Annotated in this window: 26 protein-coding genes; 12 read left to right on the top strand and 14 right to left on the bottom strand. The window is 73.8% G+C overall.

Annotated features, from left to right (window positions below; genetic code table 11):
• Positions 1-150 precede the first annotated feature (150 nt).
• The 3 genes from ACIQVD_RS14685 to ACIQVD_RS14675 are packed head-to-tail and all read left to right on the top strand — an operon-like array spanning position 151 to position 2,319.
• On the top strand, positions 151-639 hold the full coding sequence (locus ACIQVD_RS14685) for a MarR family winged helix-turn-helix transcriptional regulator (RefSeq protein ID WP_402289526.1): 489 nt from the start codon (positions 151-153) through the stop codon (positions 637-639).
• A complete protein-coding gene (locus ACIQVD_RS14680) occupies positions 636-1,493 on the top strand; it encodes an ATP-binding cassette domain-containing protein (protein WP_402289135.1) in 858 nt (285 codons plus the stop codon). Before ACIQVD_RS14685 ends, ACIQVD_RS14680 begins: the two co-directional genes overlap by 4 nt.
• Entirely contained in the window at positions 1,453-2,319 is an 867-nt protein-coding gene (locus tag ACIQVD_RS14675) for an ABC transporter permease (protein ID WP_111552544.1), read from the top strand. The genes ACIQVD_RS14680 and ACIQVD_RS14675 overlap by 41 nt, the downstream gene beginning before the upstream one ends.
• Before the next feature lie 29 nt (positions 2,320-2,348).
• On the opposite strand, the gene ACIQVD_RS14670 is transcribed toward ACIQVD_RS14675, so the two are convergent.
• Complete coding sequence (locus ACIQVD_RS14670; RefSeq protein ID WP_402289524.1) at positions 2,349-2,816, bottom strand: SsgA family sporulation/cell division regulator; 468 nt, start codon at positions 2,814-2,816, stop codon at positions 2,349-2,351.
• A 325-nt stretch (positions 2,817-3,141) separates the two neighbouring features.
• Here ACIQVD_RS14670 and ACIQVD_RS14665 point away from each other — a divergent pair, with 325 nt between their 5' ends.
• A complete protein-coding gene (locus ACIQVD_RS14665) occupies positions 3,142-4,362 on the top strand; it encodes a PucR family transcriptional regulator (protein WP_402289133.1) in 1,221 nt (406 codons plus the stop codon).
• 15 nt (positions 4,363-4,377) lie between these two features.
• Here ACIQVD_RS14665 and ACIQVD_RS14660 read toward each other — a convergent pair whose 3' ends face one another.
• The 4 genes from ACIQVD_RS14660 to ACIQVD_RS14645 form a co-directional block, all read right to left on the bottom strand.
• Positions 4,378-4,821, bottom strand: coding sequence for a hypothetical protein (locus ACIQVD_RS14660; RefSeq protein ID WP_402289130.1), 444 nt, complete (start codon positions 4,819-4,821; stop codon positions 4,378-4,380).
• 119 nt (positions 4,822-4,940) lie between these two features.
• Positions 4,941-6,599, bottom strand: a complete 1,659-nt coding sequence (locus ACIQVD_RS14655; RefSeq protein WP_402289127.1) for an alpha/beta hydrolase — start codon at positions 6,597-6,599, stop codon at positions 4,941-4,943.
• A complete protein-coding gene (locus tag ACIQVD_RS14650) occupies positions 6,575-6,883 on the bottom strand; it encodes a hypothetical protein (protein ID WP_400686289.1) in 309 nt (102 codons plus the stop codon). The genes ACIQVD_RS14655 and ACIQVD_RS14650 overlap by 25 nt, the downstream gene beginning before the upstream one ends.
• Before the next feature lie 180 nt (positions 6,884-7,063).
• Complete coding sequence (locus ACIQVD_RS14645; RefSeq protein ID WP_400686286.1) at positions 7,064-7,537, bottom strand: hemerythrin domain-containing protein; 474 nt, start codon at positions 7,535-7,537, stop codon at positions 7,064-7,066.
• 96 nt (positions 7,538-7,633) lie between these two features.
• Between ACIQVD_RS14645 and ACIQVD_RS14640 the strand changes: the two genes are divergently transcribed.
• Positions 7,634-8,917, top strand: a complete 1,284-nt coding sequence (locus ACIQVD_RS14640) for an MFS transporter (RefSeq protein ID WP_402289124.1) — start codon at positions 7,634-7,636, stop codon at positions 8,915-8,917.
• Positions 8,918-9,148: 231 nt separating this feature from the next.
• Positions 9,149-12,607: a carbohydrate binding domain-containing protein gene (locus ACIQVD_RS14635; RefSeq protein ID WP_402289122.1), complete on the top strand. Its 3,459-nt coding sequence runs from the start codon at positions 9,149-9,151 to the stop codon at positions 12,605-12,607.
• A 266-nt stretch (positions 12,608-12,873) separates the two neighbouring features.
• On the opposite strand, the gene ACIQVD_RS14630 is transcribed toward ACIQVD_RS14635, so the two are convergent.
• From ACIQVD_RS14630 to ACIQVD_RS14615, 4 genes are all read right to left on the bottom strand, one after another.
• Positions 12,874-13,698, bottom strand: coding sequence for a CHAP domain-containing protein (locus ACIQVD_RS14630; RefSeq protein WP_146616408.1), 825 nt, complete (start codon positions 13,696-13,698; stop codon positions 12,874-12,876).
• A gap of 153 nt (positions 13,699-13,851) precedes the next feature.
• Positions 13,852-14,736 carry a peptidoglycan-binding protein gene (locus ACIQVD_RS14625; protein WP_400686277.1) on the bottom strand — a complete coding sequence of 295 codons (885 nt, stop codon included), beginning with the start codon at positions 14,734-14,736 and terminating at the stop codon, positions 13,852-13,854.
• 260 nt (positions 14,737-14,996) lie between these two features.
• Positions 14,997-15,440, bottom strand: coding sequence for a hypothetical protein (locus ACIQVD_RS14620; RefSeq protein ID WP_400686274.1), 444 nt, complete (start codon positions 15,438-15,440; stop codon positions 14,997-14,999).
• Between the two features lie 402 nt (positions 15,441-15,842).
• Complete coding sequence (locus tag ACIQVD_RS14615; RefSeq protein WP_158585356.1) at positions 15,843-16,004, bottom strand: hypothetical protein; 162 nt, start codon at positions 16,002-16,004, stop codon at positions 15,843-15,845.
• A gap of 553 nt (positions 16,005-16,557) precedes the next feature.
• On the opposite strand from ACIQVD_RS14615, the gene ACIQVD_RS14610 reads away from it, so the two are divergent.
• Entirely contained in the window at positions 16,558-17,532 is a 975-nt protein-coding gene (locus tag ACIQVD_RS14610) for a LuxR family transcriptional regulator (protein ID WP_402289117.1), read from the top strand.
• 48 nt (positions 17,533-17,580) lie between these two features.
• Here ACIQVD_RS14610 and ACIQVD_RS14605 read toward each other — a convergent pair whose 3' ends face one another.
• Positions 17,581-18,009 (bottom strand): MerR family transcriptional regulator, encoded by a 429-nt coding sequence (locus ACIQVD_RS14605; RefSeq protein ID WP_402289114.1) that lies wholly within the window; start codon positions 18,007-18,009, stop codon positions 17,581-17,583.
• Complete coding sequence (locus ACIQVD_RS14600) at positions 18,006-18,194, bottom strand: hypothetical protein (RefSeq protein ID WP_402289111.1); 189 nt, start codon at positions 18,192-18,194, stop codon at positions 18,006-18,008. Before ACIQVD_RS14600 ends, ACIQVD_RS14605 begins: the two co-directional genes overlap by 4 nt.
• Before the next feature lie 466 nt (positions 18,195-18,660).
• Between ACIQVD_RS14600 and ACIQVD_RS14595 the strand changes: the two genes are divergently transcribed.
• The gene (locus ACIQVD_RS14595) at positions 18,661-19,461 is read left to right on the top strand and encodes a helical backbone metal receptor (protein WP_402289109.1); all 801 of its coding nucleotides are present in this window, start codon (positions 18,661-18,663) and stop codon (positions 19,459-19,461) included.
• Positions 19,462-19,485: 24 nt separating this feature from the next.
• Here the strand turns inward: ACIQVD_RS14595 and ACIQVD_RS14590 are convergent, their stop codons facing one another.
• Both ACIQVD_RS14590 and ACIQVD_RS14585 read right to left on the bottom strand, forming a co-directional pair.
• Positions 19,486-20,142 (bottom strand): TetR/AcrR family transcriptional regulator, encoded by a 657-nt coding sequence (locus tag ACIQVD_RS14590; RefSeq protein ID WP_402289106.1) that lies wholly within the window; start codon positions 20,140-20,142, stop codon positions 19,486-19,488.
• A 133-nt stretch (positions 20,143-20,275) separates the two neighbouring features.
• Complete coding sequence (locus tag ACIQVD_RS14585; RefSeq protein WP_400686258.1) at positions 20,276-20,953, bottom strand: (2Fe-2S)-binding protein; 678 nt, start codon at positions 20,951-20,953, stop codon at positions 20,276-20,278.
• A 142-nt stretch (positions 20,954-21,095) separates the two neighbouring features.
• Here ACIQVD_RS14585 and ACIQVD_RS14580 point away from each other — a divergent pair, with 142 nt between their 5' ends.
• From ACIQVD_RS14580 to ACIQVD_RS14570, 3 genes are all read left to right on the top strand, one after another.
• On the top strand, positions 21,096-21,320 hold the full coding sequence (locus tag ACIQVD_RS14580) for a hypothetical protein (protein WP_402289103.1): 225 nt from the start codon (positions 21,096-21,098) through the stop codon (positions 21,318-21,320).
• Positions 21,321-21,397: 77 nt separating this feature from the next.
• Positions 21,398-22,369 (top strand): aldo/keto reductase, encoded by a 972-nt coding sequence (locus ACIQVD_RS14575; RefSeq protein ID WP_402289101.1) that lies wholly within the window; start codon positions 21,398-21,400, stop codon positions 22,367-22,369.
• A gap of 83 nt (positions 22,370-22,452) precedes the next feature.
• Positions 22,453-23,196 (top strand): SOS response-associated peptidase, encoded by a 744-nt coding sequence (locus tag ACIQVD_RS14570; RefSeq protein ID WP_402289099.1) that lies wholly within the window; start codon positions 22,453-22,455, stop codon positions 23,194-23,196.
• 29 nt (positions 23,197-23,225) lie between these two features.
• Here the strand turns inward: ACIQVD_RS14570 and ACIQVD_RS14565 are convergent, their stop codons facing one another.
• A complete protein-coding gene (locus tag ACIQVD_RS14565) occupies positions 23,226-23,432 on the bottom strand; it encodes a hypothetical protein (protein WP_400686246.1) in 207 nt (68 codons plus the stop codon).
• A 211-nt stretch (positions 23,433-23,643) separates the two neighbouring features.
• Here ACIQVD_RS14565 and ACIQVD_RS14560 point away from each other — a divergent pair, with 211 nt between their 5' ends.
• Positions 23,644-25,530: an HAD-IA family hydrolase gene (locus ACIQVD_RS14560; RefSeq protein WP_402289097.1), complete on the top strand. Its 1,887-nt coding sequence runs from the start codon at positions 23,644-23,646 to the stop codon at positions 25,528-25,530.
• The last annotated feature ends 112 nt before the right edge of the window (positions 25,531-25,642 follow it).

Here is a 25,642-nt window from a genome sequence, read left to right as displayed (position 1 = left end):
CGGTGCTCCGGTGCGGCGTTCCGGCGCGGCGTTCCCGGAAGCTTGCGGAACTCTTTACCGGACACCCCTCGACCGATACCTCTCATTCAGAGCTAAAATCGAAGGGTGAGCGAACACCTGGCGAAGGGCCCGGAACCCGGTGAACGGGCGGTGCCGAACGGTGCCGAGACCGGAACGGCGGCGGAGGCGGAGGAGCTCTCCGTCCTCCTGGTCGGCATCCAGCGGCTGATCCGCCGCCAGCTGCGGGCGGGGCTGGCCGTGCCGCGGCTGCGCGGCGCCCAGGTCGAACTGCTGCGCCTGGTGGCGGACACGCCCGGGACGCGGGTCTCGGAGGCGGCCGAGGAGCTGTTCCTGGCCGGCAACTCGGTGTCCACGCTGGTCAACCAGCTGGTCGGACAGGGTCTGCTGCGCCGTGAGACCGACCCGGCGGACCGGCGGGCGGCGCTGCTGTACGTCACCGACGAGGCGGTCGAGCGGCTGGCCGCCTGGCGGGTCCGGCGGGCCGAACTGGTCGGCGAAGTGGTGGCGGAACTCGACGAGGCGGAGCGGGCGGCCCTGGCGGCCGCGGTGCCCGCCCTGCGCGCGGTCGCGGCCGGCCTGCGGGCCAGGGCGGCCGGAGAGGGGAGTGCGGAGGCATGAGCGAACAGGACCAACCGGCCGTCGAGTGCCGGGAGTTGGTGTACAGCTTCCACCACGGCCGGGGGAAGGGCCCGGTCACCCGGGCGGTGGACGGCGTCGACCTGACGGTGCGCCCCGGCGAGGTGTTCGGGCTGCTCGGGCCGAACGGCGCGGGCAAGACCACCACGATCCGGGCGATCACCACCCTGCTGCCGACGTCCCGCGGCATGGTGCGGGTGTTCGGCCACGACTGCGCCGCCGAACGCACCGGGGTGCGGCGCCTGCTCGGCTACGTCCCGCAGGCGCTGTCCGCGGACTCCGGGCTGACCGGGCGGGAGAACGTCGCCCTGTTCGCCCGGGTCTTCGACGTCTCCCGCGCCGAGCGCGCCGAACGGGTCGCCCAGGCGCTGGCCGCCGTCGACCTGACCGAGGCCGCCGACCGGATGGCCGGCACCTACTCCGGCGGCATGGTGCGCCGGCTCGAACTGGCCCAGGCCCTGGTCAGCGCGCCCCGGCTGCTGGTGCTGGACGAGCCCACCATCGGACTGGACCCGATCGCCCGGGCCGGCGTCTGGGAGCGGGTGGACGCGGTCCGCCGCGCCACCGGCATGACGGTGCTGGTCACCACCCACTACATGGACGAGGCGGACCGGCACTGCGACCGGATCGCCCTGATGGACCGCGGCCGGATCCGCGCGCTCGGCACCCCCGAGGAGCTCAAGGCCCGGGTCCGGGCCGAGGACCCGGCCCAGCAGGCGCCCACCCTGGACGACGTGTTCCGGCACTTCTCCGGGCGCGCGCTGACCGACGACGCCAAGGAAGGGGAGTTCTCGGATGTCCGCCGCACCCGCCGCACCGCAAGCCGAGTCGGCTGAGCACCGCCCGTCCGCCGGGCCCGAGTTGGGCCTGTTGCTGGTACCGCCGAAGGCCCGCACGGGCTGGCGGGTGGTCCCGGCCCGGGTCGTCGCGATGTGCACCGTCGAGCTGCAGAAGCTGCGGCACGACCGCACCGAGCTGTACACCCGGGCGGTCCAGCCCGCCCTGTGGCTGCTGATCTTCGGGGAGACCTTCACCCGGCTGAAGGCGATCCCGACCGGCGGCATCCCGTACCTGGACTACCTGGCGCCCGGCATCATCGCGCAGTCCGCGATGTTCATCGCGATCTTCTACGGCATCATGATCATCTGGGAGCGGGACTCCGGGGTGCTCACCAAACTGCTGGTCACCCCGACCCCGCGGGCCGCGCTGGTCACCGGCAAGGCGTTCGCCGCCGGGGTGAAGGCGGTGATCCAGGCCGCCGTGGTGGTGGTGCTGGCCGCGGTGCTCGGCGTCGGCATGACCGCCAACCCGCTGCGGCTGCTGGGCGTCGCGGTCGCGGTGGTGCTCGGCTCGGCCTTCTTCTCCTGCCTGTCGATGACCATCGCGGGCATCGTGCTCACCCGCGACCGGCTGATGGGCATCGGACAGGCCATCACCATGCCGCTGTTCTTCGGCTCCAACGCGCTCTACCCCGTCGACCTGATGCCCGGCTGGCTCCAGGCCGTCAGCCGGGCCAACCCGCTCAGCTACCAGGTCGACGCCCTGCGCGGCCTGCTCATCGGCACCCCGTCCCACCTCGCCCTCGACTTCGGCGTACTCGCCCTGGCCACCGGCGCCGGCATCACCGCGGCCTCCGCGCTGCTGGGGCGGCTGGCCCGCTGAGAGCCGCTGGCCGCGCCCCCGGCCCGGCCTCAGCAGCCGGGCTCGAACGCCCCGCCCGCGCCGCCCGCCCTGTTCGCCGCGTTCGCCGCGAACAGGGCGTCCAGCGCCCGGTCCACCCGGTCGCGCTCGGCCGCCCCGCCCGGCGGGACCAGGTGCAGCGTGTGCCGCACCCAGGCCGCCACCCGGGCGGCGGGAGCCTGGAGGAAGGCGTCGCCCTCCGGGGAGCAGAGCATCAGGGCGACCGTCCGCCGCCCGTCCACCGAGGCCGGCCAGACCCGTACGTCGCCCAGCCCGGTGGGCCGCAGCAGCCCCTGCGCCAGCAGGTCCCGGGCGAAGAACCAGCCGATCGGCTGCGCCGAGTCGACGTGGAAGGCGACGTGCACCGCGTACGGGTCGTCGGTGCGGTACACCAGCCGCGCCGGAACCGGGAAGACCTCCTCCGGCGACAGCAGCAGGTCCATCACCAGGTCGAGGCGCAGCTCGGCGGGGCTCTCCATCACGGGTGCCCTCTCCACTCGGTCCGGCCCGGCGGGTCCGGGCCGGTCTGGGCAGCAGACTAGAGCCGCCCGGCGCGCCCCGGGCCCCGCCGGCACCAACGCTGTCCGGACGGACAGCCGCGGCCCGGCCCGGCCTGTGGGCCGCGACAAAACGCTCCGCCAACGGCCTGACGCCGCGTCAACACCCGCCCCCGCCCTCACCCGGGGAACGCCCGTCCGGCCGCAGCCCGTCCCGGCACCCCACGCCGCCCCCGGCCGCCCGGCGCGCCTCCGCACCCACCGGACGCGCCACCGCACGCCACCGCGCGCCGCCTAGGCTCACCGCATGGGCACCCGACTCACCGACGCGCCGCCCGACTCGGCCGCGCGACTGGCCGGCCACCTGCTGAACCGACTCACCGCGCTCACCGAGGAGACGGTCCGCCGGATCCGCGGCGCCATGACCGTCTACCGCAGCGCCGGACCGCTGCCCGCCGGGGACCTCGCCGAATCCGTCCGCAGCAACATCGAGTTCACCCTGCGCCGGCTCGCCCACGAGGACGGCCTCAGCCTGGAGGCCCCCCGCCGCACCGGGCGGCTGCGCGCCGAGCAGGGCGTCCCGTCGGCCACCGTGCAGTCCGCGTTCCGGGTCGGCTTCGCCCACCTCTGGGAGACCATGGCCGCCGAGTCGCAGCGCCACGGCCTCGCCACCAGCGAGGAGTTGGTGCAGATGGCCACCGACGTCTGGCGGTTCAACGAGGAGTCGACCACCGCCATGATGAACGCCTTCAACGAGACCACCGCCCTGCTGATGGTCCGCCGCGACCAGGAGCGCTCCGCCCTCGTCGACGTGGTGCTGCGCGGCGGCATGGGCAACCCCGGCTCCGTCCTGGAAGCCGCCGACATGCTCACCCTCCCATACGACGGCACCTTCGCCGTGGTTGTCGCCCACGCCCCCGGCCTCGCCCGGCAGGCCCTCCCCGACATCGAACCCACCCTGCGCGCCCACGACATGGGCTCCGCCTGGCGGCTCACCCCCGACGCCCACATCGGCATCGTCTCGATGCGCGCCGCCGCCGCGATCGACCTGCTGGTCGACACCCTGCGCGGCCAGACCGTCCGCCGGGCCGGCGTCAGCCCCTGCTACACCCGTCTCGACCAGACCCCGCAGGCCCTCCACCTCGCCCAGGTCGCCCTCGCCAGCTCCGCCCGCCCCGACGAGACGGTCACCCTCTTCGACGCCAACCCGCTCCCCATGCTGGTCGCCAGCGCACCCTCCACCGCCTCCCGGATCGGCAACCAGGTGCTCGGCCACGTCACGGCGCTCCCCGACGGCCAGCGCGACCAACTCCTCACCACCCTCTCCACCTGGTTCGCCGTCGACGGCTCCGCCGACAAGGCCGCCAAACTCCTCCACTGCCACCCCAACACCGTCCGCTACCGCCTGCGCCGCATCGAACAGCTCTCCGGCCGCTCCACCGAACGCCGCCTCGACTCCGCCGAGCTCTACATCGCCCTCCAGGCCGTCCTCCACCTGCCCGAGGTGGTCCGCGACCCCCTGGAGTGACCCGGTGCGCGACGGTCAGGGGGCGGGAGGCGGCATGAGGCAGCGGGTGTTGACGGTGAAGGTGAGCCGGTCGGTGCCCCCGCCGGTGCTGACGTCGATGAAGTAGCGCCCTTCGGTGTGCCTGGCGTACAGGAGCACGTCGGGCCGGTCCTGCACTGTTTCGCGGTAGCCGGTGACGGTGAAGCCGTCCTTCTCGAGAGCGGACCTGATCTTGCGGACGGCATCGGGATGTTGAGTCCGGGGGACGACGCCCGTTGCGTGGTAGGCGAGGGTGTATCGGCCGTCGGCGGCGACTTCGCCGTTCCTGCCCTCGCAGGTGCTGAAGTAGGGCTTGACGCTGTCCGGAGTCAGGGCGACATCGGCGGTCTGGGCCAGGTACCGGGTCAGGTGCTGGGCCCATGCCTCGGCTTCACTCTTGGCCATGACAGGCAGCGGTTCGTTCGGATCGGGGCTGTTCACGCAGGCTCCCAGGAGGAGTGACAGGGCCAGGACGACAGCGGCGCGGGTTGGCACGCGGTGTCCGGGAGGTGTGCTCGATCGGTGCATCGGAAGGTCTCTGTCCGGGCGGCGTTCGGGTGTCACAGGCCGGGCACGAGGGCATCGGGCTCGCCGCGGTGGTTGTCGACGGTATTCGGCGGCCGACCGGCGATGATCTTCCCTTGGTTGGCCAGGCTCTCGCTGTGGGGATCCCAGTAGCCGCTGTGGCCGGAGGTGTCGATGGCGAGGGTGTTCCCGTCGAAGACACCGAGGGTTGGGTCGGGGCCGAGGGTCAGACCGGTGGCGAGGCTGATGTTGTCGTCGGCTGCGGTTCCGGCCCAGAAATGGTCGGGATCGATGTGGAGGTCGGAGGCGGTGCCGGTGGTCATGCCGGGGCTGGCGATGGCGACGATGTCGTCCGCCTGTAGGCCCTGGCCCCCGGCTGCGGCGGCTCCGACGGCGGTGGTGCCGTAGCTGTGGCCGATGACGGTCAGGTGGCTGCGGTGGTCTCCTGCGGAGACGCGCAGGCCGCTGGTGAAGCGACGCATGTCCTCGGCGCCGTCCTCGGCACGGCCGCGGGTGAGGACGCTGCCGCTCACCTCGGGCGCGTCGTAGCCGAGCCAGGACACCACCGCGATCCTCTGCCCCGGGGCAGCCGCCTCCTCCGCCGCGTCCTGCAACCTGCTGATCCGGTCGATCTGACCGGGCATCTCCTTGACGGTCGTGCCGGTGCCGGGCACCAGGACGGCGGTGTGGTCGGCGGTGTCCGGATCGCCGGTGGACACGATGGCCCTGCCGTCGCCCCGCGGGTCCAGGCCCAGCAGGAACAGCCGGTGCTGTTCGTCAGATCCGTCCCGCCGGTCGAGCGTCTCCTTCAGTACGCGGAGGGCGGTCTCGCGCCGGCCGTACTCGTCGGCCGTCAGCCCCGAGCCCCTGGCGTCGCCGGCCTTCAGGGCGTCGAGCCGCTGCTCCAGGACGAGGCGGTTGGCCCGGTCCCGCACGGTGGCGGGGAGGCCGTCGAGGCGGCCGAGCTCCTCGGGGTGCAGGGCGAGGAGGCGCTGCTGCTGTTCGGGCGTCAGCGACCTCCACCACCGGGCGGCCCGTGCGGGGTCCTCGTTCGCCGGGAGGTACGGGGCGGCGAGGGCGAGGTCCGCGGCGACGTCCCGGACGTCCTTGGCCGATTCGCTCGCGGCCCCGAACACCCGGGGCCGCGTGAGGATGTCCGCGCCGAGCCGTCCGAGCGCGCGGGCGCCCTGGTCGCTGGCCTCGCGGGCGGTGTCGAGTGCGGTGTCGATGCGGCCCTGGAGCTGCGCGCGCAGCAGGGTCCGGCGTTGCCGCTCGTCGCGGGCGTCCGGGTCGTGGCGGTCCGACGCGGCCTGCGGCGGGAGGCCGACCGTGCCGTCGTCGGCCACCGGGAGGTTCCACTCGTCGGCCCGCCGGAGCGCGTTCGACAGGTTCGTCCTGGCCTGGTCCATCCGGTCGGCGACGGTGTCCAGCACCAGCGCCACCGACTCGGCCTCCACCCGGACGACCTCCAGCTCCTGCTCGGTGGACTCCATCGTGAAGAACGCGCTGTCCGCGTCCCTGCCCTGCCAGTGCGCCCGCAGCGGCCCGTTGACCCGGTGCCGGTGCCGGCCGTTGGCGTCCTCCGCCGCGGCGGACAGCCGACGCCAGCCCTCGGCCGCATCCCGGAGGCCGCCGGGGTCGAAACGCCGGAGCAGCGCGAAGTCGCCGCTCACCGCGCCCCCGGCTTCCGCCACGTCCCGGCGATCCGGTCGTCGTTCCACTCGTGCCCCTGCGCACTGGCCTCCAGGGCCGCGGCCGTGGCGGCCAGCCGCTCCGCCAGCCCGCCGAGCGGCGGCGCCCACCCGTTCGCGAGGCGCTGCAACTCCGCGCCCACCGACCACCCCGCCAGCTCCCCGCCGGTCGCCCGGCTGGCACCGGTCGCCGCGGCGACCGGCCGCCGCAACTCCTCACCGATGCTCCGCGAGGCGGCGGCCGAAGCCCTCAACTCGGCCGGGTCCACGCTGATCTGCTCGCTCACTGATCTCCCCTGGACGGTGCCACCGGCAGAGATCATACGGGCACGTAGTGACACTGCGTATCCACCCGGATACTCGGCAGGTGGACGCGCGCCGGGGTGGTGCGCCGGGCGCCGAGGTCCGGCACCGCACCACCGGACCCGCTGACCGGGGGTGTCGCGCCGGGTGCCCGCGAGGTCGGGTCAGCCCGGTGGGGAGGGGCGGCGGTCGGGGTGGGCGGCCCGCCAGGCGGCCATCGAGGTGTTCCAGTCGGCGGCGGTCAGGGCGATCAGGGAGGCGGGGAAGAGCCCGTCCTCCTCCTTGGCGATGTGGGCGTGCAACTCGGCGAAGGCGGTCAGCAGGGCGGAACGGTCGGCGGGGCGGGCGAGGTCGGTGGTGGCGAGGAGGTCCGCGAGGGCGCGGTGCTCGGTCTCCAGGGCGTCGATGTACGCCGTGAACTCCGGGTCCGTGCGCATCACTCGGAACAGGCCGTCCTCCTCGCCCCGCCAGTGCGCGGCGAGTTCGGCGGCCAGCGGTGCCAGCAGTGCTCCCGCCGAGATCGGGTCGTCCGACTCCAGTAGGCGGGCGATCTCCCCGGTCAGGTCGGTGGCCGCCTCGTGCTCCCGGATGAAGTCCTTGATCAGCGGGATCTCGCGGCACCCGCAGTAGTGGCACATCCCGCCAGTGTGGAGGCCCGACCCCGCTGGTGGACCGACGGCACGCGGGGACGGGATTTGCCTTCGAGCGGGTCGAGGTTCCTAGCGTCGGCCGCCATGGGAACCAGCACTGCCGATACCGATACCGATACCGATACCGACACCGACACCGATACCGATGCCGCCGGGCTGCCCCGGGCGTACCTGTGGTGGCTCGCGGGCACCCGGGTCTCCGCCGTCGGGGACGCCGCCCTCGCCGCCGCCCTCGGTTGGGCCGGTGCCGGCTACGGCGGGTCGGCCGCCGGGCTGGTGCTGGCCGCGGTCACCGTGCCGCGCACCGTCCTGTTGCTGCTCGGCGGGGCGGTGGTCGACCGGTACGGGCCCCGGCGGGTGGCGCTGCTCGCGGACGCGGCGATGGTGGTCGTCGTCCTGGCGTTGGCGGTGGTGGACCGGACGGCGGGTGGCGGCCGGTGGACGCTGATCGGGTTCGCGCTGCTGATCGGCACCGTCGACGCCTTCCAGCTCCCCGCGAGCGGTGCGCTGCCGCGGCTGCTGGTCACCCCCGCCCAGCTGTCCCGGGCGCTGGCGCTGCGTCAGGCCGGGGGCCAGGTGGCGGTGCTGCTCGGCGCTCCGGTCGGCGCGCTGCTGGTCGGGGGCGTCGGCCTGGCGGGGGCGGCGGTCGCCGACGCGGTGACCTTCCTCGCGGTCCTCGCGGTGACGCTGCGGCTGCGGGTGGGGCTGCGGGAGGAGGAGGGGGAGGAGGTCGGACGGAGCGGGGACGGCCTGGTGGCGGGACTGGCGGACGGTCTGCGGGTGGTGCGGCGGGACCGGACGCTGCGGGTCGCGCTGCCGGTGGCCGCGGTCGCGGCGGCCGGGGTGCTGCCGGTGGTCGGGCTGCTCGGACCGCTGCTGGTCCGGGCGCACGCCTGGGGCGCGGGCGCCGTGGGGCTGTCGGCCGGGGGACAGGCGCTCGGCGTGCTGGGCGTCTCGCTGGCCGCCGCCCGGTACGGGGTGCTCCGCCGGGCCGGGCGCGGCGTCGTCCTCGGGCTGGGGATCGCCGCCCTCGGCACCGCCGCGCTCGCCCTGGCCCCCGCCCCGGCCCAGGCCGGGGCGGCCGCGGTGCTGGTCGGGGCCGGTTCCAGCGTCTTCGCCTGCCACCTGGGCCCGCTCGTGCTGTCCGGTGCGCCCACGACCCACCTCGGGCGGGTGCAGGCGCTGCTCGCGCTCGTCCAGAGCGCGGCCCTCACCGCGGCCAACCCCGTCTGGGGCGCGCTCGCCGGGGCGGTCGGCGTCCGGGCCTCGCTGCTCGGCTGCGCGGCCCTCACCGGCGCGGTGGCGGTGGCGGTGGTCGTGACCCGCGCGCTGCGGGAGCCGAAGGGGCTTCTGATGGTGGCGAGTTGACGGAGCGTCAGTTCCACTGTCCCCACTGGTGGTTGCGGAAAGAATTTTCGGCGAGTGGGGTGGATTCTCGGCGGAATGCCCGGCAGTGGGGAGGTCAAGAAGTCTTTACAGGCCGGTCATGTCTCAGTAACCTCCTGGAAGTTCTTGCAGGTTCTTGCGCAAGTTCCCCCACCCACCCCCTGCCGCAAGGCAGTTCCCCACCGCCTGCGGCCCCGTACGAGGGGCACTCCCTTGATCAGACGAGCACGGCACCGACGGCGCCCCATCGCCGTCGTCCTCACCGCGGTAGCGGCGCTCACCGCCGGTCTGCTGTCCACGGCCCCACTCGGCGCCGCCGCGAGCGCGGCGGCCGGCACCGCGGCGGTCGGCGGCAACACCGCCACCGTCTTCTACTACACCAGGACCAGCAACTGGTCGGCGTACAAGCTGCACTGGGCCCCGGACGGCGGTGCCTGGACCGCCGTGCCGGGCGTGGCGATGGAGGCGGCCTGCACGGACTGGGTGAAGAGGACCGTCGACCTGGGCAGCGCCACCGGGTTGCAGGCGACGTTCACCGACGGCTCCGGCACCTGGGACAGCAACGGCGGCAAGAACTACGCCCTGGGCACCGGCGCCGTGGTGGTCAAGGACGGCGTGATCGCCCACAGCGACCCGTGCGGAGACGACAACGGCGGTACCGGAAACCCGAGTTCGAGCCCGAGTCCGAGCCCGGGCGGACAGGGTGGCACCGGCGCGAGCGCGACCGTCTACTACTTCACCAAGTCCCGCAACTGGTCGGCCTACGACCTGCACTACGCCCCGAACGGTGGGACGTGGACCGCCGTGCCGGGCGTGGCGATGGAGGCGGCCTGCACGGACTGGGTGAAGAGGACCGTCGACCTGGGCAGCGCCGCCGGATTGCAGGCGACGTTCACCGACGGCTCCGGCAGCTGGGACAACAACGGCGGCAGGAACTACGCCCTCGGGACGGGCGTGGTGACGGTCAAGGACGGCGTCGTCGGCAGCACCGCGCCGTGCTCCGCCGGGACCGCGAGCCCGAGCCCGAGCCCGAGCCCGAGTCCGTCCACCAGTACCTCCCCGTCCGCGTCCGCGTCCCCGTCCCCGTCCGCGAGCAGCAGCCCGCCCGTCGGGAAGAGCGCCACCGTGTTCTACTCGACGGCCGTGGTCGGCTGGAGCGTCGTCAACCTGCACTACGCCCCGGCGGGCGGGGCGTGGACGGCGGTGCCGGGTGTCGGGATGACGCTCGCCTGTCCCGGCTGGTACAGGCGCACCGTCGACCTGGGCGGTGCGGCCACCCTGGCGGCGACGTTCAACAACGGCAACGGCACCTGGGACAACAACAACGGCGTCAACTACGTCCTCCCGTCGGGCGTCAGCACCGTGCAGAACGGCAAGGTCACCGCGAACGCCGCCGACCCGTGCGCGGCCGTCGTCCCCGACACCACCGCGCCGAGCGCGCCGAGCGGCGTGGCCGCCGCCGCGACCGACACCTCCGTCGTGCTGACCTGGGAACCGGCCACCGACAATGTGGGTGTAACGGGCTACCGGGTCACCCGTAGCGGTGGCACCAAGGGCACCTCGGTGGTCAACGTCGGCTCGACGGTGTACGCGGACAGCGGCCTGGAGCCGCGCACCGTCTACACCTACACCGTCAAGGCGCTGGACGCGGCCGGGAACGTCTCCGCCGCCTCCGCCGCCGCGGTCGCCACCACCGGGGAGGCCCCGCCGGCCGCCCGGCCCGGCGAGATGATCGGCACCGACCCGCGCAAGGACCCGATCTACTTTGTGCTCACCGCCCGCTTCTACGACGGTGACCCGTCCAACGACCGGGGCGGCAACCAGGACGTGAAGTCCGGCAACGCGGCCAACGGCGACCCGATGTTCCGCGGCGACTTCAAGGGGCTGGTGCAGAAGCTCGACTACGTCAAGGGCCTGGGCTTCTCGGCGATCTGGATCACCCCGGTGGTGCTCAACCGCTCCGACTACGACTACCACGGCTACCACGGCTACGACTTCTACCGGGTCGACCCGCGGCTGGAGTCGGCCGGGGCCTCCTACCAGGACCTGATCAACGCCGCCCACGCCAAGGGCATCAAGGTCTACCAGGACGTGGTCTACAACCACAGCTCCCGCTGGGGCGCCAAGGGCCTGTACGTGCCGACCGTGTACGGCGTCCGGGACGCGCAGTGGTCCTGGTACTACGACGAGAAGCAGCCCGGCTTCGAGTACGACGGCCTGACCGTCGAGCCGAAGAGCGGCAAGTCGTACTACAACGGCGACCTGTGGTCGACCACCCAGCCCAGCGGCCAGACCTGCGTCGGCTGGGGCACCCCGACCCAGTACAAGAGCCCCGAGGGCTACACCATCTACAACTGCCAGTGGCCGAGTCCGACCTCTGGCATGTTCCCGTCAACCTACTATCACACCTGCTGGATAGGCAATTGGGAGGGCGAGGACTCGCGCTCCTGCTGGCTGGCCGACGACCTGGCCGACTTCAACACCGAGGACGCCGACGTCCAGAACTACCTGATCGGCGCCTACGACAAGTACATCGACATGGGCGTGGACGGCTTCCGGGTCGACACCGCCGTGCACGTCCCGCGCGTCACCTGGAACCGGCGCTTCCTGCCCGCCATCCAGCAGCGCGTCACCCGGGACTGGGGGCCGGCCAAGGCGCAGAACTTCTTCGTCTTCGGCGAGGTCGCCGCGTTCGTCAACGACAAGTGGAACCGCGGCTCGGTCAACCACTCCGCGCAGTTCTACACCTGGAAGGAGCGCAAGGACTACACCGCCGACGACGCGCAGGCCGCGCTCGACCAGTACACCTACGAGGAGCAGCTCGGCACCGGCAACCAGCCGACGTCCGCCAACGCCTTCCTGGACGGCAACGCCTACCACGCGCCCGACCACTCGAAGTTCTCCGGCATGAACATCATCGACATGCGGATGCACATGAACTTCGGCGACGCGCACAACGCGTACAACAACGGCAAGGACTCCGACGACTCCACCAACGACGCCACCTACAACGTGGTCTACGTCGACAGCCACGACTACGGGCCCAACAAGTCCGCTGTGCGCTACACCGGCGGCACCGACGCCTGGGCCGAGAACATGGCGCTGATGTGGACCTTCCGCGGCATCCCCACCCTGTACTACGGCTCCGAGATCGAGTTCCAGGCCGGGAAGCAGATCGACTGCGGCCCGTCCTGCCCGCTCGCCACCACCGGCCGCGCGTACTACGGCGACCACGTCGAGGGCAGCGTCACCGCCCCCGACTTCTCCGTCGTCTCCGGCGCGAGCGGCGCCGTCGCCGCCACGCTCCAGCAGCCGCTGGTCAAGCAGGTGCAGCGGCTCAACCAGATCCGCCGGGCGATCCCCGCCCTGCAGATGGGGCAGTACTCCACCGAGGGCGTCACCGGCGGGATGTCCTTCAAGCGCCGCTACACCGACGCCGCCGCCGGGGTCGACTCCTTCGCCCTGGTCACCGTCACCGACGCCGCCACCTTCACCGGCGTCCCCAACGGCACGTACCGGGACGCCGTCTCCGGGGCCGTCCGCACCGTCACCGACGGCACCCTGTCCGTGCCCGCCCCCGGCAAGGGCAACCTGCGGGTCTACGTCCTCGACCTGGGCGGCAGGAACGCTGCCCCGGGCAAGGTCGGCACCGACGGCCCCTACCTGAAGTAGCCACCCGCGCCTCGGCGTTGCGGCACCGCGGCAGCGGTCGGCGAGCCGTCGGCCCGCCGTCGGTCCGTCGGCGGCCCGCCGACCGCACGCCGACCGCACGTCGACCGCACGTCGAAGCCCCGTCGGACGGAGGCGACCTGGAAGGGTCACCTGCCCGACGGGGCTTCGACACGTACCGCTGCGGCTCCGGCGGAGTTCGTCACACCGCCGTGGGCCGCGCGCTCACCGGATCGGCCCGGTGCTGCCGGGGGCCGGTCGGTGGCGGTTTAGAAGTGGATCATGTGCTGGAAGGACGACTCCGCGCTGCTGACCTTGAGGTGGCTGCGGGTGCCGTAGGCGAGCGGGTTGTTCCAGTTGTACTCCTCCACGTCGAAGGAGCCGTCGGAGTACACCGCGTTGACGTAGGCGACGTGGCCGTAGGCCCCGTGGGTGTCGTTCACGGCGATGGCGCCGACGGTCGGGGTGGTGTTGACGCTGATGCCGAGGCGGCGGGCGGCGTCGTCCCAGGTGCTGGCGTTGCCCCAGGTGGTGCCGCCGTAGGAGTTGCTGAAGTTCGGGATGCCGAGGCGGTCCGCGATGCGGAAGGCCGCGAAGGCGGTGCAGTTCTTGGCGGCGAAGCCGCGGGTGCCGCCGTCGAAGTCGTTGGTGGGGCTCTCGTTGTCGTTGCTGGAGCTGCTGAGGAACTTGTGGGAGGCGTCGTTGTTCTTCAGGGTGGAGTTGAGGTTGCCCTTGGCACCGGGGGCGAAGTCCTGGTAGGAGCCGGCGTAGCCGCTGTTGTAGTAGACGCGGACGGTCTGGCTGCTGCGGTTCCACACCGATGCGGCGTTGTTCTTGACGCAGAGACCCTGGCCGGCGCCGGACCCCTTGAACTCGTAGCAGTCCGGCTGGCTGTCCCCGTAGTTGCTGAGGGAGCCGGTGAAGTCGGAGACCGAGCCAGCCTCGTCGCTGTTGTAGTAGTAGCAGAACTCTCCGGAGCCGCAGGATCCGTCGCGGGACGCGGCGAAGGCGGGCGCGGAGGTGGTGGCGATCAGCGGGACGGCCAGCGCCAGGGCGGTGCCGGCGACGGTGATCATGTTGCGTATGTTCTTCACGGTCTTCTCTCTCGGTGACGTGCCGTCAACGGGCGCTGACGGGCGATCGGGTCGTGCTTCGGTCGTGCTTCGGTCGTGCTCGGGCCGTGCCCCGGTCGTGCTCGGGCCGTGCCTCGGGTCGTGCGTGGGTCGTGCTCGGGAGGTACCGCGCGGTCAGTGCGTGCGCTGGTACTCCTCCCAGGTCTGGATCGGGACGTGGGGGCCGTCGTCGGCGGCGTGGTTGGCCAGGCCGTTGAGGCCGAGGTAGTAGTCACCGGTCTGGTTCTGGGCCTGCGTGGACAGGTCGGTGTCGTTGATCGCGGCGGCGTGGATGTGCCACGGCCAGTCGCCCTGGTTGGGGTTGCGGACCCAGGCGGCGAACCCGACCTGGCGCAGGGCCTTGGCGACGGCGGTGCGGGTGGCGCTGGTCATGCCGTCGACGTTGATGTCCACGACACCGCCGCCGTCGTGGGTGCCGGCCGAGGTGGGGTCGCCGCCGGGGTTGTAGGAGCCCTGGTCCAGGGTGAGCTTGTAGCCCAGGAGGCGTTCGGCTTCGGTCAGCATGTTCTGGGTGCGGGTGTCGATGGTGTAGCCGTTCCGCTGCACGTGGGCGCCGGGGCCGATCTGCTGGGTGACGGTGTACCGGCCCTGCCCGAGCGTGGTGAGGGAGGTGGTGCCGGGCAGACCGTTGGCGGCCAGGCCGGTGTAGCCGAGGGAGCGCTGGTAGGCGGCGTAGGCGGTGATGGTGGTGGTGCCGAAGTAGCCGTCCACCCACTTGGCGTCGAGGAGGCCGCGGGCCTGCAGGGCCCGCTCGACGGCCAGGACCGAGTCCTTGGCGCCCGGGGTCAGCGTGTTGTCGGCGCGCCGGGGGTCGATCTGGGCGGCCAGCACGGTGGCCTCCATGTTCACCGTCGGCAGCGCGGTGGCCGCCGCCGCCTCGGTACGGGGCGTCGGGGTCGCCGCGTTGGCCTGGGCGGCGCTCAGCACCAGGCCGCTCAGGACGGCGGCGGCCGTGAGCAGTCGGGCGGCGGTCTTGCGGGTCTTGATGGCGGATGCCATGCGATGGTTCCTTCTGGTTCGGTGGAGGATGGATCTCGACCCCGGCCCTACTCCCGTCCCGGTGTCGGGCAGCGGGCAGCGGGCGGGCGGGGGTTCAGTCGAAGGGGCTCCCGGCCGGGGCGGCGCTCAGCGGCACCGTTGGTCGGTGCGGCCGGCCGGTGCGGTCGTCACGGCTGTCAGGACTGTTGCGACCGTCACGGCCGTCACGGTCGCCGGTGTTCCGGGAGCCGGTGCCACGGCGGTCGCCGCGGGTGGGACGGTCAGCAGCGGACGTCGGTCTTGACCGCGATGTCGCCGTCGTTGGGGTAGGGGATGGGGCCGTAGCCCGTCCAGCCCAGGCCCTGGGTGCACTCCGCCAGGGTCGCGGCACCGAAGGACCACAGCTCCACGGAGTTGTGGCCGCACCGGGGGTCCTGGACGTCGTGCCCGCCGCCGGTGACGATGGCCGTGCACACGTCCCAGCTGCTGTGGGTGTTGCGGTAGCCCTCCCACACGTACAGGTAGGAGTAGTTCTTCCCGCAGCCCTTGTACTGCTTCACCGACGCCATCGTCTGTCCGCCGACGTTGAGGTAGGCGGTGCTGCCGATCTGGGTGACGCTGGAACAACCGGACGGGGTGGCCGCGGCGTTGGCCGCTCCGGGGATGGCGACGAGCATCGGCACGGCGATGGCCGCGGCGGTGGCGATCTTGGCGAGGACGCGCATGGCGAGGAGCCTTCTTTCGGGAAAGGGGAAGGGAGGAGGTGTCTCGGCCGTCGCCGGGGCGCCGGAGCGGGTTCCGCCGGGGGCGGGCCGGGCCGCTCGGGGCGTGCGGAGACCGGCGGGCGGGGCCGAGGGAGCCTGGGACGACCGCTGCGTCGGCCATCGGGGGCTGTCGCGGTCGGGGTCGTCTCTTCCCGACTGGACGTCATGTGCCGGGCCGGGCCGAGGTGTTCGGACGGCGGCGGCGGGCAGGTGGTGCTCGACCTCCGGGCGGGACGGCCTCGTGCGGCCGGGAGAGCCGCGGGCTCGGTCCCTGGAGGTCTGCGTGGAAGTCCGGGTGTGGCCCTCGGTGGGGCTCTCGGTGGGGCTCTCGGTGGAGGCCCCGGTCGAGCTCTCGGCGGAGGCTCAGGTGAGGGCGAGGCACCAGCCGCGCAGGGCCGGCGCTTGCTGCAGAGCGCGTTCGCAGACGTGGCGCAGGTTCATGGTCGCCGCGTCCGGGGTGTCCGCGATGATCGCGGCGGCGATGCGGTAGCAGTTGAGGTCGACGCGGGTGCGGATGTGTTCCACTCGGTCTTCGTGCCGGCTGTGGACCCAGATCAGGTCGGTGACCGCTTCAGCCGTCAGTTGCGAGGGCGCCGGATCGGAACGGACGAGAGTCACCGCGACCAACTGCACGAGGTCCGGTCAACTCTGTGCGGGGGGTGAAGCAGGAGCGGAATCCCAGTCGAAGCCCGAGGCGGTGACGGAGTGTCGGACGGCCGAGTGATCGGCGGCGAGGCCGTCCGCGGCGACGGAGACCAGACCGACGGTGAATGCGGCGATCAGACCGGTGCATACGATGCGTATCGAGTGAGCCACGACTGTTCTCTCCTGTTTCGTACCCATGCTGTACCCGTGAGTGGTTGCTGTGTCAGTGAGTGGTTCGCGGAACTCGTCCCGGTTTTTGCGGCGTTTTCCGCTGACGAGGAAGAGCTTGCCGCCTACGGAAGGCGATGTCACGACTACAGAAGTGGCATCAAGTCACTCGGCATCTAAGTGCCAGATCATTTCGCCTGCGAAAGCATTGCGTCCCCGGCCGCCGTGCACCGATGATGATCATCGATACGGGGAGGGTGTCGCGGTGTTGCAAGTACTGGGATTGAACGCCCTGACGGAGGGCGTCTACAGGGCCCTGCTGGCCGAGCCGGACGCGGGGGTCGAGCGGATCGCCACGAGCCTGCGCCTGACGGAGGCACAGGTGCGTGAAGCACTGGACGAGCTGCTGGAACTGACGCTGCTTCGGCCCGCGGGCGGCTCCCACGCGCTACGGGCCGTCAGCCCGGAGGTCGGTCTGACCAGGCTACTCGCCCGAAACCAGAATCAACTGCTGTTCCGCCAGCAGCAGTTGGAGAGCGCCCGGTCCGAGATCGCCGCCCTCTCCGCCGAGTACGTCGACCGGCGGCCCGACGACGAGCAGGTCCTGCGGCTGGAATCCCTCGACGCCGTCCGCGACCGCCTGGAGGAACTCGCGGCGACCGCGACCCGGGAATGCCTCTCCCTGATGCGGGGGGGAGCAGTTCGTCCCGATTCCATCCAGGCCGGCAAGCACCCCAATCAGCTGGCGCTGGAACGCGGAGTGGTCATTCGCAGCATCTTCCAGGACAGCTTCCGCAACGACCCCGACACCCTGCGATATGCCCGGTGGTTGGCCGAGTTGGGCGGCCTGACGCGCACCGTGCCGCTCCTGCCGATCCGGCTGGTGATCGTCGACCGCAGCATCGCCCTGGTGCCGATCGACCCCAGTGACGGCCGCCGCGGCGCGCTGGAGCTGCACGGGGCGGCCCTGATCCAGCCGCTGTGCGCGCTGTTCGACGAACTCTGGCGCAGCGGAACCGACTTCGGGCAGCCCGCCCCCCGCGACGGCCAGGACCTCACCGGGTCCGAGCGCGCCCTGCTGGAACTGCTGGGCCACGGCCACACCGACGAGTCCGCCGGCCGCAAGCTGGGCCTGTCCCTGCGGACGGTGCGCCGGATGATGCAGGACCTGATGAACCGGCTGGGCGCCGAGAGCCGCTTCCAGGCGGGGGCCCAGGCCGTCCGGAACGACTGGCTCTGACCTCGCGGCGGCCGCCCCGCAGCGGCTGCCCCGGGGCACTGCCGGGCACTACCGGGGCGCGCCGTCCGCCGTGGCGGGGCCGGTGAAGGGAACAGGGCAGCCCGGGGTCCCGGCGCACCGGGTGAGGTCGTCGCAACCGGCGTCCAGGGCCGCGGTGAGGACTCCGCGGACGGCGGCCGGGTCGGCGATCCTCCGCTCGACCTCGGTCGGCTTGCGCCGGGCGCGCTCCTGGAGCCCGGGAACGGGACGGCCGTGGCGGTGGCGGCCGGTCTCCAGCAGCTCGGCGACCTCCTCCAGGGAGAAGCCGAGGCGCTGGGCGGCCTTGACGACCCGCAGCACGGTCACGGCCCGCCCGTCGTAACGGCGGTGGCCGCCCGGGGAGCGGTCGGGCTCCGGCAGCAGGCCGCGGCGCTCGTGGGAGCGCAGGGTCCGGGCGTTCACCCCGGCCGCCCGGGCGACCTGCGCGGGTCCGCTCACCGCGCCCTCCCGGCCGCCGCCACCCGGCGCTCCAGCGCCGCCAGGACCGCCGCGTGCGCCGCGCCGACCGCGATGCCGAGCACCACCGCGCCCCCGTCGGCCGCGACGTCGAAGACGAAGAACGAGCAGCAGCCGCCCTCCCGTCCGGCCAGCTCCCGCTCCTCGACGCCCTCGCCGCCGCGCAAACCAGGCGCAGCCGCAACGGCTCCGGCCGCGAGACCCGCTCCAGCCGTTCGGCGAACAGCGCGTCCCACTCCGCCGCCCGCAGCGGCCGCTCCGCCACGGGCAGCGCGCACGAGGCCGGCACCCGGTCCGGACCACCCCTCCCGCTCATCTCGCCCGCTCCCGCCACCAGGTCCCCGAGCGGGGACGCCTTCGACGGTAAACCCGTACCCGGGCACCGGATGCAACCGCGGCTCGGGCGGCCGTGCAGCGGTCGTCCCCGAATCGCAGGCCCGAACCGTGGCCCCGAACCGGAAATGCGCCCGGCCTGTTCCCGTTCCGTACACCCGGGGTTCGCGGGGTTCTCCACGCGGTGGTGGCGGCGGGCGAATCCGATTCCGGCGTGATGTCGGGAAAATCCGGGCGCCCGGACATTCCGAATTCGTGAAAAATGCGTCATTGGCCGCCGAATTCAGTAGCGTGTCCCGCATGGACGCGGCGCGGCGGTTGACGGACGACGAGGGCGACGACGTACGGCTGCCGCCCGGGCTCCGGCGGGTGGTCTCCCTCGTCCCCTCGCTCACCGAGGCCGTCGCCGTCAGCGCCCCCGGCCTGCTGGTCGGCGCCACCGACTGGTGCACCCACCCTGCCGGGCTGGACGTCGCCCGGATCGGCGGCACCAAGAACCCCTCGGTGGAGGCGATCTGCGCGCTCCGCCCCGACCTGGTGATCGCCAACGAGGAGGAGAACCGCGCCCCCGACCTGGCCGCGCTGCGCGCCGCCGGACTCCCGGTGTGGACCACCCGCGTCCGCGACCTCGACCAGGCCCTCGCCTCGCTCCACCGGCTGCTCGTGGACGTCCTCCAACTCCCCAGCCCCGACTGGCTGGTGGCCGCCCGGCAGGCATGGTCCTTCGAGCCGCCCGCCCGCGCCGTGCGGGCCGTCGCCCCGATCTGGCGCCGCCCCTGGATGGTCCTCGGCCGGGACACCTTCGCCACCGATCTGCTCCGCCGCCTCGGCGTCGACCTGCTCCCGGCCGACGACCCCGACCGCCCCGGCGCCCCCGACCGCTACCCGCGCCTCCCGCTCGCCGAACTCCACGCCCTGGAGCCAGAGTTGCTGCTCCTGCCGGACGAGCCCTACCGCTTCACCGCCACCGACGGGCCGGACGCCTTCCCGGGCCTCCCGTACGCCCTCCTCGACGGCCGCCACCTCACCTGGTACGGCCCCTCGCTCGCCCAGGCCCCGGCCGTCCTCGCCGCCCAGCTCGCCGACCGCCGCCACCCCTGACCGCCCGAACACCCCGACGGAGGGTCAACTCAACTGCAGCGGAAGCCCCTTGCGGCGCGCGGCGGACGCCTCGCCGAGGGCGACGAGGGCGTCGGCGAGGCGGGCCGTCTGGGTGGCGACGGTGCGTTCCGGGTCGGCCTGGGAGGTGAGGAAGGCGCCGTCGAAGCCGGCGAGGCTGAAGTGGTCGAGTTCCTCGGCGACCGCCCGGGCGGTCTCGGGGCCCTGGTCGGCGAAGACGGCGGAGATCATCGCCCGGATGTGGGCGCGGGCCTCGTCGCGCACCCGCCGGTTCATCTCCGCGACCTCGGCCTCGGTGGCCTCGTCGCTCAGCAGCAGCAGGAAGTGCAGCCGCATGAAGTCGGGCTGGGCGGCGAGGACTTCGGCGGTCCGGTCCAGGTACCAGGCCATCCGCTCGCGGTGGCTGCCGCCCTCGGGGGGATCGCGGTGGGCGGTGCGCATGGCGGCGAAGAAGTCGCGGGCGCCGCGCGCCATCACGGCGGAGAGCAGGCCGCCCTTGGAACGGAAGTGGTGGTAGATCGCGCTCCGGGGCAGCCCGGTCTCGGCGGTGATGGTCGAGATGGTGGTGGCGGCGTAGCCCCGCAGGGCCATCACGCGGGCCGTCGCGTCGAGGATCTCCTCCTTCGAACGCCGACCGCGCCGGTTGCCGCCCGGCTCCGCCACCCCTGTCCCTGCCCCGGCCGCTTCCCCCGCCACTGCCCCGCCGCCCCCTCGTGCGATGCGTCACCCACTGCCCTCACCCTGCCTGCTACCCGCCGATCCCGGGTTCACGGGCCCGGCCCGCCCGGAGCGGGGCTCAGCGGCGGGGCGCCCGGGTGAACACGCAGTCGCCGCAGAGGCCGCCGGACGGGGTGCGGTAGTACAGGCAGCACGAGGCCCGACGGAAGGCCAGCGGACGCCCGGGCGGGGAGACCGTCCCGGTGGCCGCGAGCGCCGGGCGGGCCAGCAGGGCGCGGGCCAGCGCGGCGGCCGGGGCGCGGAAGGCCGGGACGGTCGCCGCCTGGCGGGCCGCACCGACCAGCGCGGAGGCGGCGTTGCCCGCGAGCAGTCCCGGGGCGAGCGGGGTGACGGCGCGCACGGCCCCCGCGAGCGGCGCCAGTCGGCCCGTCAGCACCGTCGCCTCCAGCGCCTCGGCGGTGGCCTCCCGGCCGGGCGCGGACGGCAGCCACAGGTCGAACGGCCCCTGCGGCGGCAGCGCGAACCACGCCCCGCCCAGCTCCGGCACCCGCCCCGTCGCCAGCGCCGCCCCGAGCGCCACCGACCACAGCCGCGCCGCCAGCCCCAGGTGCGCCGTCGACGCCGCCACCCGCGGCTCGCCCGTCCCCAGCACCCGGCCCACCTCGGCGATCCGCGCCGCCAACGGGCCGTCTGCTGCGGACAGTTCGGGCAGCGGCCGGAAGCCGGGCGGCGGGGACGCGTCGGTGCGGACGGCGAAGTACGGGCCGAGCGCGGCGCGCGGATCGGTGGCCGTCACGGTCGGGACGACGTCGGCGGATCGCAGGTGAGGGGCACATCGCGGAGTGTAGTGTGGCAAGCCGCCCGACGCGGGCGGGGAGTTCGGCAAGCAGGGCCGGAACGGGCTGACCGCACTGGTCCGCCGGCCGTTCCAGCACGCGGTGGCCGCCTCGGCCAGCAGCGGCGAGGCCGAGCTGGTGGCGCTGGAGCGCTGGCACGGCCGGGCCGAGGCCGCGCTGAGCGGCGACACCCTGCACAACGTGATCAACGGCGGCACGTTCAGCGGCATCACGATCCAGGGCAAGGTCAACGGCGGCGTCCACCAGCACCAGTACCAGCCGCAGCAGGCACCCGCGCCGACGAACGGCACCCAGCAGCCCGGGTGACCCCCTGGCGTCCGCCCGGCCCCGGCGCCTAGGGTCCCGTCCCGGAACGGTCGGCTCACCGGTGAGGGAGAGAACGGATGCGGTACCGCGAGCTCGGGCGCAGCGGCGTGCAGGTCTCGGAGGTCGGTTACGGGGCGTGGGGGATCGGGGCGTCCAGCTGGGTGGGCGCCCGGGAGGAGGACTCGCTGGCGGCCCTGCACCGGGCGGTCGACCTGGGGGTGAACTTCGTCGACACGGCCCGGGGGTACGGGGAGAGCGAGCGGCTGGTCGGCCGGGTGGTGCGGGAGCGGGCGGCCAACGGCGAGCAGGTGCGGGTGGCGACCAAGGTGCCGCCGCTGAACGGGCAGTGGCCGGCCCGCGCCGGGGTGGACCCGGCGGAGACCTTCCCGGGGGCGCACATCCGGCAGAGCCTGGAGACCTCGCTGGCGGTCAGCGGGCTGGAGCGGTTCGACCTGCTCCAGTTCCACGTGTGGAGCGACGAGTGGCTGGGCCGGGGCGACTGGCTGGAGACCGTGCGGGAGCTGAAGCGGGAGGGCCTGATCGGCCTGTTCGGCGTCTCGATCAACGACCACGAGCCGCACAGCGCGGTCGAGTTGGTGCGCAGCGGGGAGGTGGACGCGGTGCAGGTGATCTTCAACGTGTTCGACCAGTCGCCGCTGGACGAGTTGTTCCCGGCCTGCGAGGAGCACGGCGTCGGGGTGATCGTCCGGGTCGCGCTGGACGAGGGCGGGCTGACCGGCCGGATCACCGCCGACACCACCTTCCCGGAGGGCGACTTCCGGCGGCGGTACTTCCGCGACGACCGGCCCGCGCAGGTGGCCCGGCGGGTCGCGGCGATCACCGCCGACCTGGGCATCGAGCCGGACCGGCTCGCCGAGACGGCGCTGCGGTTCGTGCTCGGCGCGCCCGCCGTCTCGACGGTGATCCCCGGCATGCGCACGGTGCGCCACGTGGAGCGCAACGCGGCGGTGGCCGACGGGGTGCCGCTGGACGAGCGGCAGCTGAAGGTGCTGGCCGGGCACCGCTGGGAGCGCAACTTCTACTCCTGAGGCACTCCCGCGAGGCACTCCCGGGGCCCGGCGCCCGGCGCCGACGCGTGCGGTTGTCGGGGTTCGGTGGCAGGGTGGGACGCATGTGCGGTCGTTTCGTCTCCACCACCGATCCCGCCGACCTGGTCCCCCTGCTCGACGTGGCGAGCTGGGACCCGACCGAGGCCCTGGCGCCGAACTGGAACGTGGCCCCGACCCAGCCGGTCTCCGCCGTGCTGGAGCGGGTGGACCCCGAGACCGGCGAGGTGGTCCGCCAACTGCGGACGCTGCGCTGGGGGTTGGTGCCGTCCTGGGCGAAGGACCGGTCGGGCGCGGCCCGGCTGATCAACGCCCGCTCGGAGACCGTCGACCAGAAGCCCTCGTTCCGCCGGGCCTTCGCGAAGCGCCGCTGCGTGATCCCGGCCGACGGCTACTACGAGTGGCGCCCGGTGCCCGCCGCCGACGGCCGCAAGGCGTACAAGCAGCCCTACTTCCTGTCCACCGGCGGGCTGATGCTGATGGCCGGGCTGTACGAGTTCTGGCGGGACGCCAGCCTGCCCGAGGACGACCCGGCGGCCTGGCTGGCGACGACGACCATCCTGACCACGGACGCCACCGACCGGGCCGGCCGGGTGCACGACCGGATGCCGCTGATCATCGACCGGGACGACCTGGACAGCTGGCTCGACCCGGCCGGCACCGACCCGGCCGACCTGCACGACCTGCTGCACCGCCCCGCCGACGGCGACCTCCTGGTCCGGGCGGTGCCGACCGCCGTCAACCGGGTTTCCGCGAACGGGCCCGAGCTGCTGGCCGACACCCCGGACCCGCTGGGCCTGTCCGACTGACGCCCCGCCGGGGGCCGCCGGCGCCCGGGTCAGTCCCCGCTGCTGGTACCGGACCGGCCGCTGGTGATGCCGTACCGCCGCCGGTTGCGCTCGGTCCGCCGGATCATCCTGCCCACGCCGAGGGTGACCCGGGCGACGGCCCGCACCCAGCCGGGGCCGCCGCGCGCGGCCCACACCACGCAGGTGCAGCCGCCGAGCGCGAGCAGCAGGACGACGATCAGAACCGTGCCGACCATGGGGCCACCTTCCGTTCCGGGACGTACGGTTGGATCATCCCAGGCCACCGCCGCCACGGCCGGGCGACGCGCGACCGGCGGCCCGGCCTTTCCACCGGGCCGCTGTGGCACTGCGGCACTGCGGCACTGCGGCACTGAGCCGCCGAGCCACCGAGCCGTCACGGGACGGGGCTTGACACCCGCCCCGCCCGCACGGTTCGGTGGAACACGTATGACCGACACCTTCCCGCCCGACGCCTCCCCGCGCGGCTCGTTCCCGCCCGGCTCCTCCCCGCACAGCCCGTCCCCGCACGGCGGCCCCGCGTTCGACGCGCTCCAGGGCCTGTCCGTCGGTGACGCGCTCGGCGCCCAGTTCTTCGTCCCGGCCGTCGCCCGCGCGCACCTGGACGCCCGCACCGCACCGCCCGGCCCGTGGCCGTGGACCGACGACACCGAGATGGCCTGCTCGGTGTACGCCGCCCAGTGCGAGCGCGGCGCGATCGACACCTTCGACCTCACCCACGCCTTCGCCCGCCGACACGACTTCGACCGCGGCTACGGGCCGGCCGCCAACCGGATGCTCCGGCTGGTCCGGGAGGGCGGCGACGCCCGCCGCCTGGCGGCCGAACTCTTCGACGGCCAGGGCTCGTTCGGCAACGGCGCGGCCATGCGGGTGGCCCCGCTGGGCGCCTGCTACGCGGAGGACCCGGCCGCCGCCGTCCGTCCGGCCGCCGACACCGCCGTGATCACCCACACCCACCCGCAGGCCGTGGACGGCGCGATCGCGGTGGCCGTCGCCGCCGCCCTCGCCGTCCGGGCCCGCACCACGGCGACCACGCCGGAGCGCCTGCTGCGCGAGGTCGCCGACCTGACCCCGCACGGCGCCGTGCGGCGGGGCGTCCTGGAGGCCGCCGGGCTGACCGACCGCTCCGACCCGCGGGCGGCCGCCGCCGTGCTCGGCAACGGCAGCCGCACCAGCGCCGCCGACACCGTCCCCCACCCCCGGCGGTGTCCGCCCCGCCCCCGGCCACCTGACGCCGATGCGCCTGCCGCGCCCCCACCCCGTCCCCGCGCTGCGCTGGTCCGACCGGCAGTGGCACCGCTACCGGGCCGGACTGCGCACCCCCCGGTGGCTCACCCACACCGCCGACGGCACCCTGCACCTGCACCGCGCCGACACCGGCCACGAACTCTGGGCCCTGGACTTCGCCCCCGCCCCGGACGGCCACTGGCACCCGCGCGCCGCCCGCACCGAGGCCCACCCGGCCCACCGGGCCGGCCCCGCCCACCTGCTCGACGTCCTCCTGGAACTGGAAGCGGAACCGGCGGACGGGGCGCCCGGTACCGCGAGGTGAGCGCCCGGTGGCCGGGTGGTGACGGCACGTCAGCGGCCGGTAGGGTGAAACGGGGCGAGGACGGGAGGCGGGCGGTGATCGAAGCGGTGCTGTTCGACCTCGACGGCACGCTGCTGGACCACGACGGGGCGGCCGAGGCGGCCCTGCTGGCCGGGGTCGCGGCGGAGCTGCCCGGGCGGGAGTTCGACCGGGACGAGGTGCTGCGGTTCTGGCGCCGCCTCGAACGGGTCGAGTACGACCGCTACCTGGCGGGCGAGTCGACCGTCCACCAGCAGCGCCGCAACCGGGCCGTGGGGCTGGCCGCGCACCTCGGGCTGGGGGAGTGGCCGGCCGAGCGGGCCGACGCCTGGTTCGCCGGTTACCTGCGGCGCTACGAGCGCTCCTGGCGGGCCTACCCGGAAGTGCCGCGTGCGGTACGGGAGTTGGGCGCGTCGCGGCGGACGGGCGTGATCACCAACGGGGAGGGCGACATTCAGCGGCGCAAGCTGCGCGCCGTCGGCCTCGACGTGCTCGTTCCGCACACCACCGCCTCCGCCGAGGCGGGTTGCGCCAAGCCCGACCCGGCGATCTTCCACCTCGCCTGCCGCGCCCTCGGCGTCGCCCCCGGGCGCACCGCGTACGTCGGCGACCGCCTGGACGTGGACGCGCAGGCCGCCACCGAGGCCGGGCTGCTGGGCATCTGGCTGGACCGCGAGCCGAGCGGCGAGGAGAGCGCCGTGCCGCGGGTGCACTCGCTGGCCGAGGTCGCCGCGCTGCTGGGCTGAGCCCCCGGAGCCCCGACCGTCCCGTCCGCCCGTCGTTTCCCGGTGGGCGGGCGCGGGCCGAACCGGGGCGTTCGCGGCGTGGCTGCGGGCCGGTCGGGGCCGCCGCCGCGTA

This window comes from Kitasatospora sp. NPDC090308 (assembly GCF_044769485.1).
GTDB lineage: Bacteria > Actinomycetota > Actinomycetes > Streptomycetales > Streptomycetaceae > Kitasatospora > Kitasatospora fiedleri.
The sequence above is the reverse complement of the archived record's forward strand: the minus strand, read 5'-3'. Positions and strand labels throughout refer to the sequence as shown.

Coding starts and splice junctions, on each gene's coding strand:
- ACIQVD_RS14595 (WP_402289109.1), top strand. CDS start 18,661: ATGGACGCGGCGCGGCGGTTGACGGACGACGAGGGCGACGACGTACGG.
- ACIQVD_RS14640 (WP_402289124.1), top strand. CDS start 7,634: ATGGGAACCAGCACTGCCGATACCGATACCGATACCGATACCGACACC.
- ACIQVD_RS14620 (WP_400686274.1), bottom strand. CDS start 15,440: ATGCGCGTCCTCGCCAAGATCGCCACCGCCGCGGCCATCGCCGTGCCG.
- ACIQVD_RS14565 (WP_400686246.1), bottom strand. CDS start 23,432: ATGGTCGGCACGGTTCTGATCGTCGTCCTGCTGCTCGCGCTCGGCGGC.
- ACIQVD_RS14675 (WP_111552544.1), top strand. CDS start 1,453: ATGTCCGCCGCACCCGCCGCACCGCAAGCCGAGTCGGCTGAGCACCGC.
- ACIQVD_RS14625 (WP_400686277.1), bottom strand. CDS start 14,736: ATGGCATCCGCCATCAAGACCCGCAAGACCGCCGCCCGACTGCTCACG.
- ACIQVD_RS14680 (WP_402289135.1), top strand. CDS start 636: ATGAGCGAACAGGACCAACCGGCCGTCGAGTGCCGGGAGTTGGTGTAC.
- ACIQVD_RS14670 (WP_402289524.1), bottom strand. CDS start 2,816: ATGGAGAGCCCCGCCGAGCTGCGCCTCGACCTGGTGATGGACCTGCTG.
- ACIQVD_RS14570 (WP_402289099.1), top strand. CDS start 22,453: ATGTGCGGTCGTTTCGTCTCCACCACCGATCCCGCCGACCTGGTCCCC.
- ACIQVD_RS14560 (WP_402289097.1), top strand. CDS start 23,644: ATGACCGACACCTTCCCGCCCGACGCCTCCCCGCGCGGCTCGTTCCCG.
- ACIQVD_RS14575 (WP_402289101.1), top strand. CDS start 21,398: ATGCGGTACCGCGAGCTCGGGCGCAGCGGCGTGCAGGTCTCGGAGGTC.
- ACIQVD_RS14665 (WP_402289133.1), top strand. CDS start 3,142: ATGGGCACCCGACTCACCGACGCGCCGCCCGACTCGGCCGCGCGACTG.
- ACIQVD_RS14645 (WP_400686286.1), bottom strand. CDS start 7,537: ATGTGCCACTACTGCGGGTGCCGCGAGATCCCGCTGATCAAGGACTTC.